The sequence below is a fragment of the Paraburkholderia sp. CNPSo 3281 genome (assembly GCF_024206515.1).
GTDB classification, from domain to species: domain Bacteria; phylum Pseudomonadota; class Gammaproteobacteria; order Burkholderiales; family Burkholderiaceae; genus Paraburkholderia; species Paraburkholderia nodosa.
Genome location: NZ_JAMBPS010000003.1, coordinates 318909 through 336097 on the forward strand (window position 1 = coordinate 318909; position 17189 = coordinate 336097).

Here is a 17189-nt window from a genome sequence, read left to right on the forward strand (position 1 = left end):
GCCTCACATGAAAATCGCCACCTGGAACGTCAACTCCCTCAAGGTCCGTCTGCAGCACGTCATCGACTGGCTCAACGAGAGCAAGACCGACGTGCTCTGTCTCCAGGAACTCAAGCTCACCGACGACAAGTTCCCGCGCGCCGATCTCGAGGCACACGGCTATCGCAGCTGGTTCGCGGGCCAGAAGACCTATAACGGCGTGGGCATCCTCGTGCGCGAAGGCCTGTTCGTCGACGAAGCCACGGTCGTGCGCAACATTCCGGGCTTCGAAGATCCGCAGCAGCGCGTGATCGCCACGACCATTGGTGACGTGCGCGTGGTGAGCGCGTACTTCCCGAACGGCCAGGCGCCCGGCACCGAGAAGTTCGCGTACAAGCTGCAATGGCTCGACGCCATGCACGACTGGCTCGCGCAGGAAATGCAGCGCTACCCGAAGCTCGCGCTGCTCGGCGACTACAATATCGCGCCCGAAGACCGCGACGTGCACGACCCGAAGGCCTGGGAAGGCCAGAACCTCGTCTCGCCCGAAGAGCGCGCGCAGTTTCGCCGCCTGATCGAACTGGGTTTCGTCGATGCGTTCCGCCAGTTCGAGCAGCCCGAAAAACTCTTCACGTGGTGGGACTATCGCATGTTCGCGTTTCGCCGCAACGCGGGCTTGCGCATCGACCATATCCTGCTCGCGCCCGCGCTTGCCGGGCACCTCACCGCGTGCGAAGTGGACAAGGTCCCACGCAAGTGGGAACAGCCGTCCGATCACACGCCGGTGATCGCCACGCTCGATATTGCGGGCTGAACGCGCGCCTTACCAGTTCCCCGCGAGCGTGGTCCACAGAAAGCGATAAACGAGCGCGTCATACTCCGCGCGCTCGAGCGAATCGCTGCCGGGGCCGTGACCGCCTTCCGTGTTCTCCAGATACCAGACATTCGCGTGCCCCTGCTGCTCCATGCGCGCGACCATCTTGCGCGCGTGCGAGGGATGCACGCGGTCGTCGCTCGTCGAAGTCGTGAACAGCGACGGCGGATACACAACACCTGGCTTCACATGGTGGTAAGGCGAATAGGCGGCAAGCGCGCGCGATTCTTCGGCATCCTCAGGATCGCCATATTCGTCTATCCATGACGCACCCGCATGCAGCACCGGGTAGCGCTGCATGTCGAGCAACGGCACCTCGCACACCACGGCGCCAAACAGCTCGGGACGCTGCACCATGCACGCGCCCACGAGCAGCCCGCCGTTGCTGCCACCCTTGATGCCCAGCTGCACGGCGCTCGTATAGCCATCGGCGATCAACTGTTCGGCCACCGCGATGAAGTCATCGAACGAGCGCTGACGATGCTCGCGCTGCGCCTCGACGTGCCAGGCGGTGCCGTACTCGCCGCCGCCGCGAATGTGCGCGATCGCCACCACGCCGCCCTGCTCCAGCCAGCCGATGCCCGAGCCCACGAGATATTGCGGCGTGAGCGCGATTGCGAAGCCGCCATAGCCCGTGAGCAGGCACGGCGACGCCTTGCGTGACTCGCCTTCGAGTACGGCCTTCGGGCCGATCACGGTGAACGGTACGCTCGTACCATCCGCCGAGCGCGCGTGCGAGCGGATGACCGTGAGCGGGCCGGAATCGAACTGCGTGGGCCAGCGGTCGAGCAATTCCCACTGCTGGAGATCGGTTTGCGCGAGATCGGCGAGCCAGTATTCGGGCGGCAGAAGGTAATCGTCGACGTCGACGAATACCTCGTCGTTGAGCGTGTCTTCGATGGGCGAGACATCCACCTGTGAACTCGTACGCGTGGGAAACACCCGCGACTCCCAGCGCCACGCGCCATCTTCCTGCTGCGGCAGCCAGAGCATCGTGCGGCTCTCCACATCGTCGAGCCAGGAGACGATCAAGACGTTTTGCGTATTGGTCCAGTCGCACGCCGACGTAACGGGCGTGGGCGTGAAGAGCGTCGTGAACGCGCGATCACCCGTGAGGAAAGCATCTTCGCGGATCACGAGCAACGCACCGCCCTTGTACGTTACGCCCGAAACGGCCCAGTCGAGCCGCGGCTCGAGCAGCAGCCAGCCATGCCACGCGCCCACCGAGACATGCGTAGGCAGGTCATACACCTGCCAGTCGCCGCGCTCATCGAGACGATAGGTGTATGAATCGAAGAAGTCGACGCTGCGCACCAGGTCGTGGCGCTTCTCGACCGGATCGTAGTCGCCCTCCACGCTGATGTCGTCGAATTCGCCGCTGAACACCACGGGCGCGTCGGCGAGCGCGGTGCCGCGCGTCCAGCGGCGCACCTCGCGCGGATAGCCGGAGCGCGTGAGCATCTTCTTGCCACTCTTGCCGCCCGCGTCCCATCCCAGGTACACGGTATCGCGATCGATCCACGAAATGATGTGCTTGCCTTCCTTCACAATGGCGAAACCATCGTCGACGAACGCGCGCTTCACAATGTCGAATTCGCGCACAATGACCGCGTCGGAGCCGCCATCGGAAAGCTGGATCAGCGCGCGGTCGCCGTCCGGATAGAGGATGTCGATGCCCGCGCACACCCATGGCATGCCCTCTTTCGCGCCGAGCGCGTCGAAGTCGATGAGCGTTTGCCACTGCGGCTTGTGGGCGCGCCAGTCGGCCCAGAGCGCGCGGCGCCACAGGCCCTTGGGATTGTCCTCGTCCTCCCAGAGGTCGTAGGCCCACTCCTGCCAGCGGCTCGGAATCACGGGCCGCTCGCGCGGCAAATAGGCCTGTGCGAGGCGCTTTTCGAGCGCCTCGAAACGCGCACCGCCCTGCCACGCGGCGCGCGTGCGCGTGTTCTGCGATTCGACCCAGGCCATGACGGCGGGGTCGTCGAGCGATTCGAGCGAAAGGAACGGATCGGCCTCGGTGGGCCAGGGAGAAGTCACAGGCATGATCGGTCGTCGACAGGAAAACAGCGTCGATTATGCCCTGTGTGCGCGCCGGTGCACTGCGCGCCGGGCCGGCTCGCGTTGCGCGAGGCCGGCCCGATGCCACATGCTAATACACACTCATTCCAGATTGAGTTCCTGGATCTTGCGCGTGATGGTGTTGCGGCCGATGCCAAGACGCTCGGCCGCCTCGACCTTGCGCCCGCGCGTGAAGTCGAGCGCCTCGCGGATCACGGCGGCTTCGAAGCGGCGCGAGAGTTCGTCCATGACGTCGGCGCTGTTTTCGCGCAAGAGACGCGCGACTTCCGTGCGCAGACCGCTCTCCCACACGCTCAGCGGCGAGACAGCGGCAGCGGTGCCGTTGGACGCGCCGAACGCCGGCGTCCCGAACACCACGCCGCCCGAGACGCCGCCGAGCAAGCCCGCGCCCGCCACGGCACCCGCAACCGGCGATATGCCGCCTGCGCCATTGGTCCCCGCGCCCGCTTCGGAAGCGGCCGAAGCCTCAGCGAGATGCACCGCCGCTCCCGCCGAGCCGTGCGCAGGCACGAGGTCAGGTGGCAGATCCTTGATCTCGATCGTCTGCGCGGGCGCCATCACGGTGAGCCAGTTCGCGAGATTCTCGAGCTGGCGCACATTGCCCGGAAACGGCAGCGACGACATCCACGCAAGCGCCTCGTCCGACACGCGCTTGGGCTCCACGCCCAGCTCGCGCGCGCTTTTCTGGAGGAAGTGGCGCGCGAGCAGCGGAATGTCCTCGCTGCGCTCGCGCAGCGCAGGCAAACGCAGGCGAATCACGTTGAGCCGGTGATACAAGTCCTCGCGGAACAGCCCCTGGCGCACGCGCGTTTCGAGGTTCTGGTGCGTCGCGGCGATCACGCGCACGTTCGCACGCAGCGGGTTGTGCCCGCCCACGCGGTAGAACTGCCCATCAGAGAGCACACGCAAGAGACGCGTTTGCAGGTCGAACGGCATGTCGCCGATTTCGTCGAGGAAAAGCGTGCCGTTCTCGGCCTGCTCGAAGCGGCCCTGGCGCATGGCCTGCGCGCCGGTAAACGCGCCGCGTTCGTGGCCGAACAGTTCGGATTCCAGAAGATCCTTCGGGATCGCCGCAGTGTTCAGCGCGATGAACGGCCCGTTCGCGCGTGGGCTATGTCGGTGCAAAGCGCGCGCGACAAGCTCCTTTCCGGTGCCAGACTCGCCGGTGATGAGCACGGTCGCCGCCGAATGCGAAAGCCGCCCGATGGCGCGGAACATGTCCTGCATGGCCGACGCCTGACCGAGCATCTCGGGCGCTTCGGCGGGACGCTCGTCCCACTGCTGCTCGCCACGCATGCTTTCGTCCACGGCGCGGCGAATCAGCTCGACGGCCTTGTCGACATCGAACGGCTTGGCGAGATACTCGAACGCGCCGCCCTGAAACGCGGCGACCGCGCTGTCAAGGTCGGAGAACGCCGTCATGATGATGACGGGCAACCCCGGCACGCGCTCACGCACGGTTTGCAGCAGCTCGAGGCCCGAGCCGCCCGGCATGCGGATGTCGGAGACGAGCACCTGCGGGCTGTCGTGATCGAGCGCGCTCGCGGCTTCGCGCACGTTCGAAAAGCTGCGGGTGGCGAAGTTCTCGCGGGCAAGGGCCTTTTCGAGCACCCAGCGTATCGATTGGTCGTCGTCTACTATCCAGATCGGCTTCATAAGATCGGTCAGAAGTCCTGGTGGCGTGCGGTATCGGTAAATCTAAATTCAGGTTTAGCTATCGATTCAACTATCAAGCGGCAGCAATATCTGAAACTCGGTGTGGCCCGGCCGGCTATCCACTTCGATCAGTCCGTCGTGCTGCTGGACGAACGTCTGCGCGAGCGTGAGGCCGAGACCGCTGCCATCCTCGCGCCCGGAGACGAGCGGATAGAAGATGCGGTCGCGAATATCCTCGGGAATGCCGGGTCCGTTGTCAGTGATATGCAAGTCCAATGCCAGCTTGCATAATCGTTTGGAAATCGTGACCTTGCGCGCAATGCGCGTGCGCAATTCAATGCGCGCGTCGCCCTGCGAAATGCGTTCGCGCAACGCCTGCGCCGCGTTGCGCACGATGTTCAGCAGTGCCTGGATCAATTGCTCCTTGTCGCCGCGCAGGTCGGGCACGCTCACGTCGTAGTCGCGCTCGATGGTGAGGCCGCGCGGGAATTCCGCGAGGATCACGGCGCGCACGCGCTCGCACACTTCGTGAATATTCACGTCGCCGACGATATGCGGATGCCGGTGCGGCTCCAGCAGCCGGTCGACGAGCGTCTGCAGGCGGTCCGACTCCTTGATGATCACCTGCGTGTACTCGCGCAGTTCGTCGCGCTCCAGCGCGCCGAGTTCGAATTCGAGCAACTGCGCCGCGCCGCGAATACCGCCGAGCGGGTTCTTGATCTCGTGCGCGAGATTGCGGATCAGATGCTTGTTCACCGCCGTGAGGTCGTGAATGCGCTCCTCTCGGTCGCTGCGCAGGTGCCGCTCGTTCTCGAAGAGTTCGAGCAGCACGTAATCGGGCGCGCTTTCGAGAAAACCCACGACCACATGTACGTTCAGCGGTTCGCGTCCGGGGCGTTCCAGCGAAGCGTCGAGCCGCGTCGCGTGAAAGCGATGCTCGGCGATCGACGCAATCGTCGAAAGCAGCTCGTCCGCATTCGAGAAGAGATCGGACCACGCCATCTGCGCGAGCTGACGGCGCGAGAGATCGAGCATCGCCTCCGCAGAAGGATTCGCGAAGGCGACACGCAGTGTGCGCTTGTCGAGCACGAGCACGACAGTGGGCAACGCCTCGAAGCCGGGCAACAGGCCCGACTCGACGAGCGGCGCGTCGTCGGAGAGCGGTTCGGCGTGGCCCTTTCTTGCCTTGATCAGATTCTTGAGCACCATGTTTCAGGCCGGCCGCCACACGGCGCACCAGCAACGGTCCTGGTCGTTAATTCTGGTCACTACGCTGGTCAACAAGCGGGTCAATACGCCTCGTCGACAAGCGACAAAGCGGCCCAACGAAAAAGGGACGGCGCCGCCGTCCCTGGGAGACCCAACGCCCACGCGTCCTGCGAGTCGAAGAAACTGAACCGGCGCTTCGCTGTGTAGCGTGCAGCGAAGCGCCATCGCCAATTACAGCGAGTAGTACAGTTCGAACTCGACCGGGTGCGTGGTCATACGCACGCGTTGCAGTTCGCTTTCCTTCAGCGCGAGGTACGCGTCGATCATGCCGTCGGTGAACACACCACCGCGCGTCAGGAACTCGCGATCCTTGTCGAGCGCGTCGAGAGCCTGGTCGAGGCCGGCGCAAACGGTCGGGATCTTTGCATCCTCTTCCGGCGGCAGGTCGTACAGGTTCTTGTCGGCGGCTTCGCCCGGGTGGATCTTGTTCTGCACGCCGTCCAGACCCGCCATCATCAGTGCCGAGAAGCACAGGTACGGGTTAGCGAGCGGATCCGGGAAGCGCGTTTCGATACGGCGGCCCTTCGGGTTCGACACGTGCGGAATACGGATCGATGCCGAACGGTTGCGTGCCGAGTAAGCGAGCTTGACCGGCGCTTCGAAGTGCGGCACGAGACGCTTGTACGAGTTCGTACCCGGGTTCGTGATGGCGTTCAGCGCGCGAGCGTGCTTGATGATGCCGCCGATGTAGAACAGCGCGAATTCCGACAGACCTGCGTAGCCATTACCCGCGAACAGGTTCTGGCCGTCCTTCCAGATCGACTGGTGAACGTGCATGCCCGAACCGTTGTCGCCAACGACCGGCTTCGGCATGAACGTTGCCGTCTTGCCGTACGTGTGCGCGACGTTGTGGACGATGTACTTCAGTTGCTGCGTCCAGTCCGCGCGCTGAACCAGGGTCGAGAACTTCGTGCCGATTTCGTTCTGGCCCTGGCCCGCCACTTCGTGGTGGTGCACTTCGACCGGAATGCCGATCTGCTCGAGCAGCAGACACATTTCCGAGCGGATGTCCTGGAACGAGTCGACCGGCGCAACCGGGAAGTAGCCGCCCTTCGTGCCCGGACGGTGACCCGTGTTGCCGCCTTCGAATTCCTTGCCCGATGACCACGGTGCTTCTTCCGAGCCGATCTTGACGAAGCAGCCCGACTGGTCAGCGCTCCACTGGACCGAGTCGAAAATGAAGAATTCCGGCTCCGGACCGAAGAAGGCGGTGTCGCCCAGGCCCGTGCTCTTCAGGTAGGCTTCAGCGCGCTTGGCGAGCGAGCGCGGATCGCGCTCGTAGCCCTTGCCGTCGGCCGGCTCGACCACGTCGCAGGTCAGCACGAGCGTCGATTCTTCGTAGAACGGGTCGATGAAGGCCGTGTTCGGGTCCGGCACGAGCAGCATGTCCGAGGCTTCGATGCCCTTCCAGCCGGCGATCGACGAACCGTCAAACGCATGACCCGACTCGAACTTGTCTTCGTCGAATGCCGACAGCGGAACCGAAACGTGCTGCTCCTTGCCACGCGTGTCGGTAAAGCGGAAGTCGACAAACTTGACGTCTTCGTCCTTGACGAGTTGCATGACGTCGGCCACGGATTTACTCATAACCTATTCTCCTGATTAACGATTTCGGCGAACGCTGCCGCCGTCCCAATCTTGTTGATCCCCGCCGGCCGCCTCCTTCCCAGGTCTGTCCTGCTGACCTCGACTGGCCGGCTGCGATCGATCGAGACATATAAAGCAGCTTCCATGCCATGCATGCGCCAACGTGGCGCAAAACCCTTACGCGGCACGCACTTGGAGTCAAAAATCGTGCGCCGCGCTTTTGTGGAGCCGCCAGCGTGGCGGCTCATCGGCACCAAATTCGTGCAATCCCGAATTTGGCGCGCGAATCTCTCTTAATTATGGTGCAAAACACCTCTCATGCACCACTTCAATGCATCCAACCCTTTGTATCGGCCCAAAGCATCGCGCAGATACGGTTTCGCCTTGTCCGCACCGTCCTACCCGCCCCGTCCCCGCGCGCTAGAATGGTTTTTTGGTCCAACGCGAAACAGGAGATCCGTTGTCATGAGTACGCTCGAACAGTTGTACGCCCAAGCGGAGAAGCGCCGCGTCGAGAACCAGCTGCCCTACGCGGGCGCGGTATCGCCCGCAGAGGCATTCGAGCTTCTCCAGCTCGACCCGCGCGCGCGCCTCGTCGACGTGCGCACGCGCGCTGAACTCGACTGGGTCGGCCGTCCCGTCGTGGGCGACGGCCAATACTCGCACGTCGAATGGACCCGCTATCCGGGCGGCGTGCCCAACGCCGAGTTCCTCACCCAGCTCAAGAGCGCCGTGGATGCCGACGCACCCGTGCTGTTCCTCTGCCGCAGCGCCGCGCGCTCCAAGCTCGCCGCCATCGAGGCCGCAAAGGCCGGCTTCACGAAGGCCTATGACCTGCTCGAAGGTTTCGAAGGCGACAAGGACGGCCAGGGGCACCGCAAGACCGTCACCGGCTGGTGCTTCCGAGGCCTGCCGTGGATCGGCGCCTAAGACCGCTGCGCTCCAACCTGACGGGCCACTCTGAGCGCCCGGTGTGACACGCCGATGATGCGCCGCCTGCCCTACAGGCGTACGCGGCGCACCTTCACACGCTGATTCAAAAACCGGCGCGCGGCCCACTGCGGCGCTCGCGATCGGGCGAGCCTTAGCCCGGCGCCGCCGGCTCGACCACATCGCCGCCCAGCTCGTGCACGCCTTCGCGCAGCTTCACGAATGCCGCCGCCACGGCTTCGGGCTCGCCCTTCACGCCCAGATCGATGTGCCGGCGCGCATAAATACCGCCGCGCTCCGTATCGCCCACGCTCGGCAGGCTGAACACCCGCACGCCCGGAAAATCGCGCTCGATGCGCTCCATGAGCGGCGTGAGCGTCGACTCCGGCAGCTCGAACACGAGCAGCGACTTCTCGGCGTGCGGCGTCTGGTGATGCAGGTGTGCGTACTTCGTGTCGAGCACCCACTCGATCATCGGCCAGGCCATCACGGGGAAACCGGGCACGAAGTAATGATCGCGAATCGAAAAGCCCGGAATCTTGTTGTAGCCGTTCGGGATGATCTCGCAGCCCTGCGGGAACGTGCCCATCTGGAAGCGGTGCAGGTTCTCGGGTGACTGGTAGTTCACGGGATCGGCGCCCGTGTGCATGTCGCGGATGCGCTCGCGGATCGCCGCTTCGGCGTCGGGGTGCAACGCGAGCGGCACGCCCAGCGCCGCTGCGGCGCACTGGCGAGTGTGGTCGTCCGGCGTCGCGCCGATGCCGCCCGTCGAGAACACGATGTCGCCCGAAGCGAACGAGCGCCGCAACGTCTCGGTGATGCGCTCGGGGTCGTCGCCCACGTACTGGGCCCACTCGAGCGAAAGGCCGCGCGCGCCGAGCAGTTCGATGACCTTCGGCAGATGCTTGTCGGAGCGGCGCCCCGAGAGAATCTCGTCGCCGATGATGATGACGCCAAATGCCATGGGTCGCCTCGTTGATAGTCTTGATGATTAAGCGTTAGTGCACGATCGTCACGTCACCGGACGCCTGCTGCGCCTCGTGCGCGCGCATGCGCTGAAGCGCGCGCAGGCAGTAGTGCCCGAACCAGAGCGCCGTGAACACCAGAATGAACGCATAGATCCAGATGGTCACCGCCGCCAGCACCGGGAAGAACAGCAGCAGCCACGCTGACACGGCCCAGATCGCCGTGGGCAGCGAGCCCAGCAGTCCGCTGACCACGCCAATCACGAGCAGCGGCAGGCGGTGGCTGCGCACCAGCGCGCGGCGCTCCTCCACGCTTGCGTGCAGTGCGAGCGCATCGTAGGTCATCACCCGATACGTGAGCCAGCCCCACAACAGCGGCGGAATGAGCGCGAAGAACGGTGGAATGAGCCACAACGGCAGTGTCACGATCATCGCGATCAGGCAGACGAGGGTCGTGACAAGCGAATAGAACAGGCTGCCGTACCAACTGCCGCCGCGCCGCATCTCAATCATGCCGTACTGGCGCTTCGAAAGATGGCGGATCACGCGCGGCATCGCGATCGCGACGATCAGCAGCAGCACCGTGATCACGATGAGCGGAATCGTCAGGATGATGACCAGAAACGGCGCGATCGTCGCACGCAGCCAGCCGAAGCCGAGCGCGTCGAATAGATGATAGAGGTAGGCCGTCGACGACCAGTTCGCGAGCGCGCCGCGCATGAGGTCGAGCAGCGGCTGCCAGAACACATAGAGCACGGCGCCCCACACCGCCGCCGCCACGAGAAATGGCACGAAGGTGAGGAGCAGCATGGCGGGATGGAACACGCTCGCGAGCGCGCGTCCGAACGAGCGCAACAGGTCATTCATGCGAGCGGAATACGGCGAAAAGGACAGGTAGAGAACACGGTGTCGGCGAAATCGGTGCGACCAAGCCGACAGCATAAACCACCGCGCGCACGGCGGGTAAGACGGGTGCGAGGAAGGGCAAGGACGCCGCGCCGGCGCTCAGGTCACGGTGGCGTCGTCGCGCGCCTCGGACTGCACGGCAGTGGCGGCGCGGGCGCGCGAACGCAGGCGCCGCGCGATGCGGGTGAACGCATAACCCTGCTGCGCCCAGAATCCCTCGCCATAGCGCGCGCCTTCGAGCTGGTCGCGAATGCCCGTGGGCTCGATCTCGCGATTAAACGACGCGCTGCCGAACATCATGTCCCACCAGGGGAACAGCACGCCGAAGTTGCAGCCATAGTGGGTGCCTTCGTGGCCATAGCCGATGGAGTGATGCCGGCGGTGAAAACGCGGGCTCACCACGAGCCGCTCGCCGAGCCAGCCGAAATGCACGCGAATATTGGCATGCTGCACGCTCTGCACGAAGTTCGTGAGCGCGACGAGCACCACGAATTGCGCGGGCGGCACGCCGATGACGAGCGCCACGGCGGCGAACATGCACGACTGCCCGATCACGTCGAGCAAGTGGTTGCGGTCGTCGCACCAGAGCGACATCTTGCGCTGGCTGTGATGCACGGCGTGCAGCTCCCACCAGATGCCGTAACGATGCGAAAGCCGGTGATACCAGTAGCTGAAGAAGTCGAGCACCACGAGGTAGATCGCGAACGCCACGAGCGGCTGCGTGGTGACGCCCGGCCAGAGGTTGTCGAGATCCACCGTCTTCACGCCCATGAGCCGCAGCGCGCTCTGTGCACGGTCGAAGAACGGCTGCATCGTGAAGAAGAACAGCAGGTTCAGAATGCCGAGGCGCGTGGCCCACGTGTAGAGCGCATCGACGCCCACGCCCTTGCGGTCGCGCCACTTTTCCGCGGGAACGAGCGCTTCGAGCGGGCGCAGCAGCGCGTACATCAGGCCCACTTCGAGCAGGCCCACGATCACCCAGTACAGCGCGTCGTAGGTGTCTTCGTCCACGTTCATCATGCCGACGCGGAAGAGCAGCGGCTGAATGACGTTGATGTAGAGGAGCGTTTGCAGCCAGGAGACGAGGTCGTCTGCCGACGCGACCACCGACTGCCCCGCGTGCGCGATGAAAGCCAGCAACGACGCCACCGTATCCATGCGCGCGCCCCGTTGCTTTAAGCCCCGTTCGGCGCCGTGACGGGCGCGCGATCGTAGAAGTAGATGCCGTGCGGCGAGCGGCCCACGGCGATGGTCTTGATGAGCTTCCGGGTTTGCATGTCGATGAGGCCGATGTGCTTCGCGAAACGGAACGTCACCCACAGGTAGCGCTTGTCGGCGGTCAGCTCCATGTCGTCGGGGCCGGGCATCAGGCCGCTGATCTCGCCGGTCTTTTCGAGCGTGTCCTCGTCGATGATGCTGATGACGTTCGCCACGCGGCTCGACACCAGCACGTGGCGGCCGTCCACGAGCGAGCGGAAGTTGTGCGCGGCCTTGCCCACCTGGATCGTCTTGACGATCTTCTGGTTGCGCCAGTCCACCACCGCCACGTAGTCGGCGCCCGTCATGCCGATGAGCAGGTACTTGTCGCCGGGCGTGAGCCACAGGCCTGCCGGTGCGGCACCGACCTTCATCTTCCAGAGCAGCTTCTGCGTCGGCAGATCGACCGCGGCGATTTCGCCCGAGACCTGCAGGGAAACGAACACGGTGCGGCTGTCGTTCGTGAACGCCAGGTGGCTCGGCATGGCCGAGAGCGGCAGGCGTTTGGCGAGCGTGATGTTGCTGCCGCCCGCGTAGTTGTAGATGTCGAGGCGGTCGAGGCGCAGGCCCGTAGTGACGAACCACTTGCGGTCGGGCGAGAAGCCGAGCTGATACGGGTCTTCGACGTTTTCGACCCAGCGCTGCGGCTTGCCGGTTTTCGGATCGACGAACAGGAGGTTGTTCGACACCGAGTTCGCGACGATCAGCGAGGTGTTGTCCGGCGTGGGAAAGAGGTGGTGCGGTTCCTTGCCCGTGGGCACGGTGCCGACGACTTCGTGCGTCTTGTCGTCGATGAGGCTCAGCGTCGCTTCGCCCGAATTCAGGACGATGATGTTGTTCGCGTAGGCGGCTGTAGAGGCGAAGGTGGCAAGCGTCGCTGCGCAAGCGAGCGCAAACGTTGCGGCCTTGGCGGCGACGCGGCTAAAGGTGTTGTTGTTCGGCATGAAGAATCGTTCCCGGGCAGATTCGTGATTGTAGAACGTCTACCCGCACGCAAGGTTGACGTAGGGCCCTTGAAATATGCAAGGGGCGCAATTAAGCGCCCCTTTTTCGAACAAGTCGAACAACTGTTATGGCCCGTAATGCGCCTTATCGCTGCATCGATTCCCATACCTTGTGGAGGCGTTTGACCGAAACCGGCATCGGCGTGCGCAATTCCTGCGCGAAGAGCGAGATGCGCAGCTCTTCGAGCAGCCAGCGGAACTCCGAAAGACGCGGATCGAACACGCCGCCGCGCTGCGAGAGCGCGCGCTGATACTGCTGCGCGAGCGGCTGGAATTCGGCGGCCTGGCGCGCGTCGCGCGCGGGGTCGGCGCGCAGCTTGTCGATACGCAGCGCGACGCCCTTCAAGTAGCGCGGGAAATGCACGAGCTGCGCATAGGGCGTCTCCAGAATGAAGCGCTTGCCGATGAGCGCGTCGACCTGCGCCTGCATGTCCGCCCCCGGCGCGCCGAAGGCCTTGGCCTGCACGAGTTTTTTGGCCAACGACGCGTATTCCGCGAGAATCTGCCCCACCAGACGCGCGATTTCCTGCGCGAGCAGCGAAAGACGTCCGCGGCCTTCGTCCTTGCGCGCGTGGAAGCTCGCGTCGTCGTCGGGCAGCGGGTCTTGCAGGCAGGCGCGATCGAGCGCGAGTTCGACCAGCTGGTCGCGCAGCTCTTCCTGCGTGGCGCGCGCCATGAACTGCATCGCCATCTCGCGCAGACCCGGCAGGTTCCTCTCCAGGTAGCGGATCGGCTCGCGCAGCTGCAGCGCGAAGAGCCGGCGCAGCCCCGCGCGATGGATGCGCGCGGCCTCCTCCGGCGAATCGAACACCTCGACGTCGCAGTGCGTACCGCGATCGACGAGCGCCGGATAGCCGAACAGCGTCTGTCCGCCCCGGCGGATTTCCAGCAGCTCGGGCAGCTTGCCGAAATTCCACGTCGAGAGGTTTTCGTAGAGCGCCGTGGCGGGCGTTGCGTCGCCCGTCGCGGGCGTATGAGGCGCATTGCTCTTTTGCGGCGCGTGGTGGTTTGCGGCGCGCTCGACCGGAGCGTTCTGCGGTGCCTCACCGCCCTGCGCATGCGTTTCCAGCGCGGCGAGCGCCGTCGCGCTCGCAAGCTTCTGGAATTGCTGCTGCGCCTGCGCGCCGAGTTCGGCGCGCAGTTGCGCGAGGTTGCGGCCCATCGCGAGCTGGCGACCGTGCTCGTCGATCACCTTGAAGTTCATGAAGAGGTGCGCGGGCAGCGTCTCCAGCTTGAAGTCGGCGGACTTCAGGGCGATCTGCTTTTGCTCGCGCACGTCGGCGATCAGCGCTTCCATGAGCCCGCCCGCACCGAAACGCTCGCCGCCCACGCGCTCCGCGAAGCCGGCCGCGTACTCGGGCAGCGGCACGCAGTGGCGGCGCAGCTTCTGCGGCAGCGACTTCAGGAGCAGTTGCGCCTTCTCCTTGAGCATACCCGGCACGAGCCATTCGCAGCGGCGCGCATCCACCTGGTTGAGCGCGTAGAGCGGCACCGCGAGCGTCACGCCGTCGCGCGGCGAGCCCGGCTCGAAGTGATACGTGAGCGCCATCGCCACGCCCGACATCGTCATGCGCTTCGGGAACAGCTCGGTCGTCACGCCCGCTGCTTCGTGGCGCATCAGGTCGTCGCGAGAGAGGTACAAAAGACGCAGCTTGTCCTCGTGCTGGCCGCCCTTCCTCACCTCGTCGCGATACCAGCGCTCGAACGACGCCCCCGAGTAAATGCCTTCGGGAATCGCCTGATCGTAAAAGCCGTAGATCAGCTCATCGTCGACCAGCACGTCCTGGCGGCGCGACTTGTGTTCCAGCTGCTCGATATCGGCGAGCAGCTTGCGGTTGTGCGCGAAGAACGCGAGCTTCGTGTCGAATTCGCCTTCCACGAACGCGCCGCGAATAAAGAGTTCGCGCGCACGCGCCGGGTCCTGCTTGCCGAACGCCACGCGCCGGCGTTGATACACCGTCAAGCCATACAGCACCCCGCGCTCGAACGCGCTCACCTGCGCCGCGCGTTTTTCCCAATGCGGCTCGGAGAGCGACTTCTTCAGCAAATGCGCGCCGACCTTCTCCAGCCACTCGGGCTCGATCTTCGCGATGCAGCGCGCGTAGAGGCGGCTCGTTTCGACGAGTTCGGCCGCCACCACCCAGCGCCCCGCCTTCTTCACTAGCGCCGAGCCCGGCCACAGATGGAATTTGATGCCGCGCGCGCCGAGGTAATGCGGCTCGTCGTCGGCCTTCAGGCCGATATTGCCGAGCAGGCCCGTGAGCAGCGCGTGATGGATCTGCTCGTAGGTTGCATCCGCTTCGTTGATGCGCCAGCCATGCTCGCGCACCACCGTCAGCAATTGCGAATGCACGTCGCGCCATTCGCGCAGACGCAGGTGCGAGAGGAAATTCGCGCGGCAGGCATCGAGCAGTTGCCGGTTGGACTTCTTGTGCGCGACGGCCTCTTCGAACCAGGCCCAGATCTTGAGCCACTGGAGAAACTCGGAGCGCTCGTCGGCAAAACGGCGATGCGCCTGGTCCGCCTGCTCCTGCGCCTCGATCGGCCGCTCGCGCGGATCCTGCACCGAAAGCGCGCTCGCGATGATGAGCACTTCGCGCAGCGCCTGCTCGTCGCGTGCGCCGAGAATCATGCGGCCCACGCGCGGATCGAGCGGCAGGCGCGCGAGTTCGCGGCCGAGCGGCGTGAGCGCGTTGTCGTCGTCCACGGCGCCGAGCTCGTTGAGCAGCTGATAGCCGTCGGCGATCGCGCGGCCCGGCGGCGGCTCGATGAACGGGAACGTCTCGATCGCCGTGAGATGCAGCGACTTCATGCGCAGAATCACGGCGGCGAGCGACGAGCGCAGGATTTCCGGATCGGAAAAGCGCGGCCGCGCGATGAAATCCGCTTCCTCGTAAAGCCGGATGCAGATGCCGTCCGCGACACGCCCGCAACGGCCCGCGCGCTGGCTCGCCGCCGCCTGTGCAATCGACTCGATCTGCAACTGCTCGACCTTGTTGCGGTACGAGTAGCGCTTCACGCGCGCGAGGCCCGTATCGACCACGTAGCGGATGCCCGGCACCGTAAGCGACGTTTCGGCCACATTGGTCGCGAGCACGATGCGGCGCGCGTTCGACGGCTTGAATACGCGTTCCTGCTCCTGCGCGGAAAGCCGCGCGAACAGCGGCAGGATTTCCGTGTGCGGCGGATGATGCTTGCGCAGCGCCTCTGCCGCGTCGCGGATTTCGCGCTCGCCGGGCAGGAACACGAGCACGTCGCCCGAGCCTTCGCGGCAGAGTTCGTCGACGGCATCGACGATCGCTTCCATCAGGTCGCGATCGGTATCGCGTTGCGACTTCGCGCCTTTTTCGCGACCCGTCGTGCCCTGCGCGTTCTTCACCGCCGGGCTGTCTTCCTGCACCGGGCGATAGCGCACCTCGACGGGATACAGCCGCCCGCTCACCTCGATGACCGGTGCGGGCTTTTCCTCGCTGCCGAAGTGGCGCGCGAAGCGATCGGCGTCGATGGTCGCCGAAGTCACGATCAGCTTGAGGTCGGGCCGGCGCGGCAGAATCTCCTTCAGATAGCCGAGCAGGAAGTCGATGTTCAGGCTGCGCTCGTGCGCCTCGTCGATGATGATGGTGTCGTAGGCCTTGAGCAGCGGATCGGTTTGCGTCTCTGCGAGCAAAATGCCGTCGGTCATGAGCTTGACCGAGGCGCCCGGCGAGAGATTGTCGGTGAAGCGCACCTTATAGCCGACCACTTCGCCGAACGGCGTATTAAGTTCGTCGGCGATGCGTCGCGCCGTGGCTGAAGCCGCGATCCGGCGCGGCTGCGTATGGCCGATCAATCCCGTGCCGCCCGCGCCGAGGCCGCGGCCCAGCGCGAGCGCGATCTTCGGCAACTGTGTGGTCTTGCCCGAGCCCGTTTCGCCGCTCACGATCACGACCTGATTCTGCGCAATCGCACGCGCGATTTCCTCACGTCGGCCGGAGACCGGCAGCGCTTCGGGGAACGTGATGGGCGGCACCTTGTTCGGCTCGACGCTCGTGCGTGGTGCACGCGGCGGACGCTCCTGGCGTTCAGCGCGCGGCGCGCGATCACGTTCACGTTCACGTTCGTCTTCGTTGCCGGGGCGCGGCGCATGTTCCGATTTCGGCTTTGTGGGTCGCTGCGGATTCGGTGGGTTCTGCGGCTTCGCCTGCTTCGGGGGTTGCTGCGCGCGCGGCGGTTGATTGCGCGGCGCCTCGGCGCGCGCCTCGCGCGATTCGCCGGAGCGGTCTCGCGGCGCGTTTCGCTGCGCCGGGCGTCGATCGTCGCGCACCTCGCGTGGCCTGGCCGGCTGCGCGGCGCTGCGCTCCGTACGCGGTTCACCTCGCGATGGAGATTGTGACTGCGGCGCGGCCTTCGTTTCGCTTCCCTGCTCAGGGCGCTGATCCGGGCGCTGCTCCGCGCGCGGCGGCGTCTGCTGCTGCGTCTGCGGTTGCGTCTGCTCCGCGCGCTTGTCCTGCACGCGCGCGCCGCCCACCAGCGCGCCAAGCTTGTCCGTCGACGCGAGCTTTTGCCCGTCGCCATACTTCTGCGACGCGCTTTTCGCTTTCGCGCCGTCCTGCGCCGTTTCCTTCCCGGCCGGGGTGTTGCTGCCCTGCGCCGAGGCAGGTCTTTTGGGTACATTCGACATGGGGGCGCATTATAATCCCGGGC

General features: G+C 65.1%; 11 protein-coding genes. 2 read left to right on the forward strand and 9 right to left on the reverse strand.

Annotation, left to right across the window (positions count from 1 at the left end; all coding sequences use genetic code 11):
- Positions 1-7 precede the first annotated feature (7 nt).
- Positions 8-793: an exodeoxyribonuclease III gene (gene xth, locus M3I56_RS05415; RefSeq protein WP_254341206.1), complete on the forward strand. Its 786-nt coding sequence runs from the start codon at positions 8-10 to the stop codon at positions 791-793.
- A gap of 9 nt (positions 794-802) precedes the next feature.
- On the opposite strand, the gene M3I56_RS05420 is transcribed toward xth, so the two are convergent.
- From M3I56_RS05420 to glnA, 4 genes are all read right to left on the reverse strand, one after another.
- Positions 803-2896, reverse strand: a complete 2094-nt coding sequence (locus M3I56_RS05420) for a prolyl oligopeptidase family protein (protein WP_254352875.1) — start codon at positions 2894-2896, stop codon at positions 803-805.
- Positions 2897-3013: 117 nt separating this feature from the next.
- Positions 3014-4588 carry a nitrogen regulation protein NR(I) gene (gene ntrC / locus M3I56_RS05425; protein ID WP_254341203.1) on the reverse strand — a complete coding sequence of 525 codons (1575 nt, stop codon included), beginning with the start codon at positions 4586-4588 and terminating at the stop codon, positions 3014-3016.
- A gap of 66 nt (positions 4589-4654) precedes the next feature.
- The gene (gene glnL, locus M3I56_RS05430) at positions 4655-5797 is read right to left on the reverse strand and encodes a nitrogen regulation protein NR(II) (RefSeq protein ID WP_254341201.1); all 1143 of its coding nucleotides are present in this window, start codon (positions 5795-5797) and stop codon (positions 4655-4657) included.
- Between the two features lie 231 nt (positions 5798-6028).
- Complete coding sequence (gene glnA / locus M3I56_RS05435) at positions 6029-7444, reverse strand: type I glutamate--ammonia ligase (protein WP_254352876.1); 1416 nt, start codon at positions 7442-7444, stop codon at positions 6029-6031.
- A 465-nt stretch (positions 7445-7909) separates the two neighbouring features.
- On the opposite strand from glnA, the gene M3I56_RS05440 reads away from it, so the two are divergent.
- Positions 7910-8374 (forward strand): rhodanese-like domain-containing protein, encoded by a 465-nt coding sequence (locus M3I56_RS05440; protein ID WP_254352877.1) that lies wholly within the window; start codon positions 7910-7912, stop codon positions 8372-8374.
- Between the two features lie 154 nt (positions 8375-8528).
- Here the strand turns inward: M3I56_RS05440 and M3I56_RS05445 are convergent, their stop codons facing one another.
- From M3I56_RS05445 to hrpA, 5 genes are all read right to left on the reverse strand, one after another.
- Positions 8529-9338, reverse strand: a complete 810-nt coding sequence (locus tag M3I56_RS05445) for a molybdopterin-binding protein (protein ID WP_254352878.1) — start codon at positions 9336-9338, stop codon at positions 8529-8531.
- Between the two features lie 34 nt (positions 9339-9372).
- Complete coding sequence (locus M3I56_RS05450) at positions 9373-10206, reverse strand: EI24 domain-containing protein (protein WP_254352879.1); 834 nt, start codon at positions 10204-10206, stop codon at positions 9373-9375.
- 138 nt (positions 10207-10344) lie between these two features.
- A complete protein-coding gene (locus M3I56_RS05455) occupies positions 10345-11403 on the reverse strand; it encodes a sterol desaturase family protein (protein ID WP_254352880.1) in 1059 nt (352 codons plus the stop codon).
- Between the two features lie 17 nt (positions 11404-11420).
- Entirely contained in the window at positions 11421-12446 is a 1026-nt protein-coding gene (locus M3I56_RS05460; RefSeq protein ID WP_254352881.1) for a beta-propeller fold lactonase family protein, read from the reverse strand.
- 145 nt (positions 12447-12591) lie between these two features.
- A complete protein-coding gene (hrpA, locus tag M3I56_RS05465; protein WP_254352882.1) occupies positions 12592-17166 on the reverse strand; it encodes an ATP-dependent RNA helicase HrpA in 4575 nt (1524 codons plus the stop codon).
- Positions 17167-17189: the final 23 nt, after the last annotated feature.

Coding starts and splice junctions, on each gene's coding strand:
- M3I56_RS05460 (WP_254352881.1), bottom strand. CDS start 12,446: ATGCCGAACAACAACACCTTTAGCCGCGTCGCCGCCAAGGCCGCAACG.
- M3I56_RS05420 (WP_254352875.1), bottom strand. CDS start 2,896: ATGCCTGTGACTTCTCCCTGGCCCACCGAGGCCGATCCGTTCCTTTCG.
- M3I56_RS05455 (WP_254352880.1), bottom strand. CDS start 11,403: ATGGATACGGTGGCGTCGTTGCTGGCTTTCATCGCGCACGCGGGGCAG.
- hrpA (WP_254352882.1), bottom strand. CDS start 17,166: ATGTCGAATGTACCCAAAAGACCTGCCTCGGCGCAGGGCAGCAACACC.
- ntrC (WP_254341203.1), bottom strand. CDS start 4,588: ATGAAGCCGATCTGGATAGTAGACGACGACCAATCGATACGCTGGGTG.
- M3I56_RS05450 (WP_254352879.1), bottom strand. CDS start 10,206: ATGAATGACCTGTTGCGCTCGTTCGGACGCGCGCTCGCGAGCGTGTTC.
- M3I56_RS05440 (WP_254352877.1), top strand. CDS start 7,910: ATGAGTACGCTCGAACAGTTGTACGCCCAAGCGGAGAAGCGCCGCGTC.
- glnL (WP_254341201.1), bottom strand. CDS start 5,797: ATGGTGCTCAAGAATCTGATCAAGGCAAGAAAGGGCCACGCCGAACCG.
- M3I56_RS05445 (WP_254352878.1), bottom strand. CDS start 9,338: ATGGCATTTGGCGTCATCATCATCGGCGACGAGATTCTCTCGGGGCGC.
- glnA (WP_254352876.1), bottom strand. CDS start 7,444: ATGAGTAAATCCGTGGCCGACGTCATGCAACTCGTCAAGGACGAAGAC.
- xth (WP_254341206.1), top strand. CDS start 8: ATGAAAATCGCCACCTGGAACGTCAACTCCCTCAAGGTCCGTCTGCAG.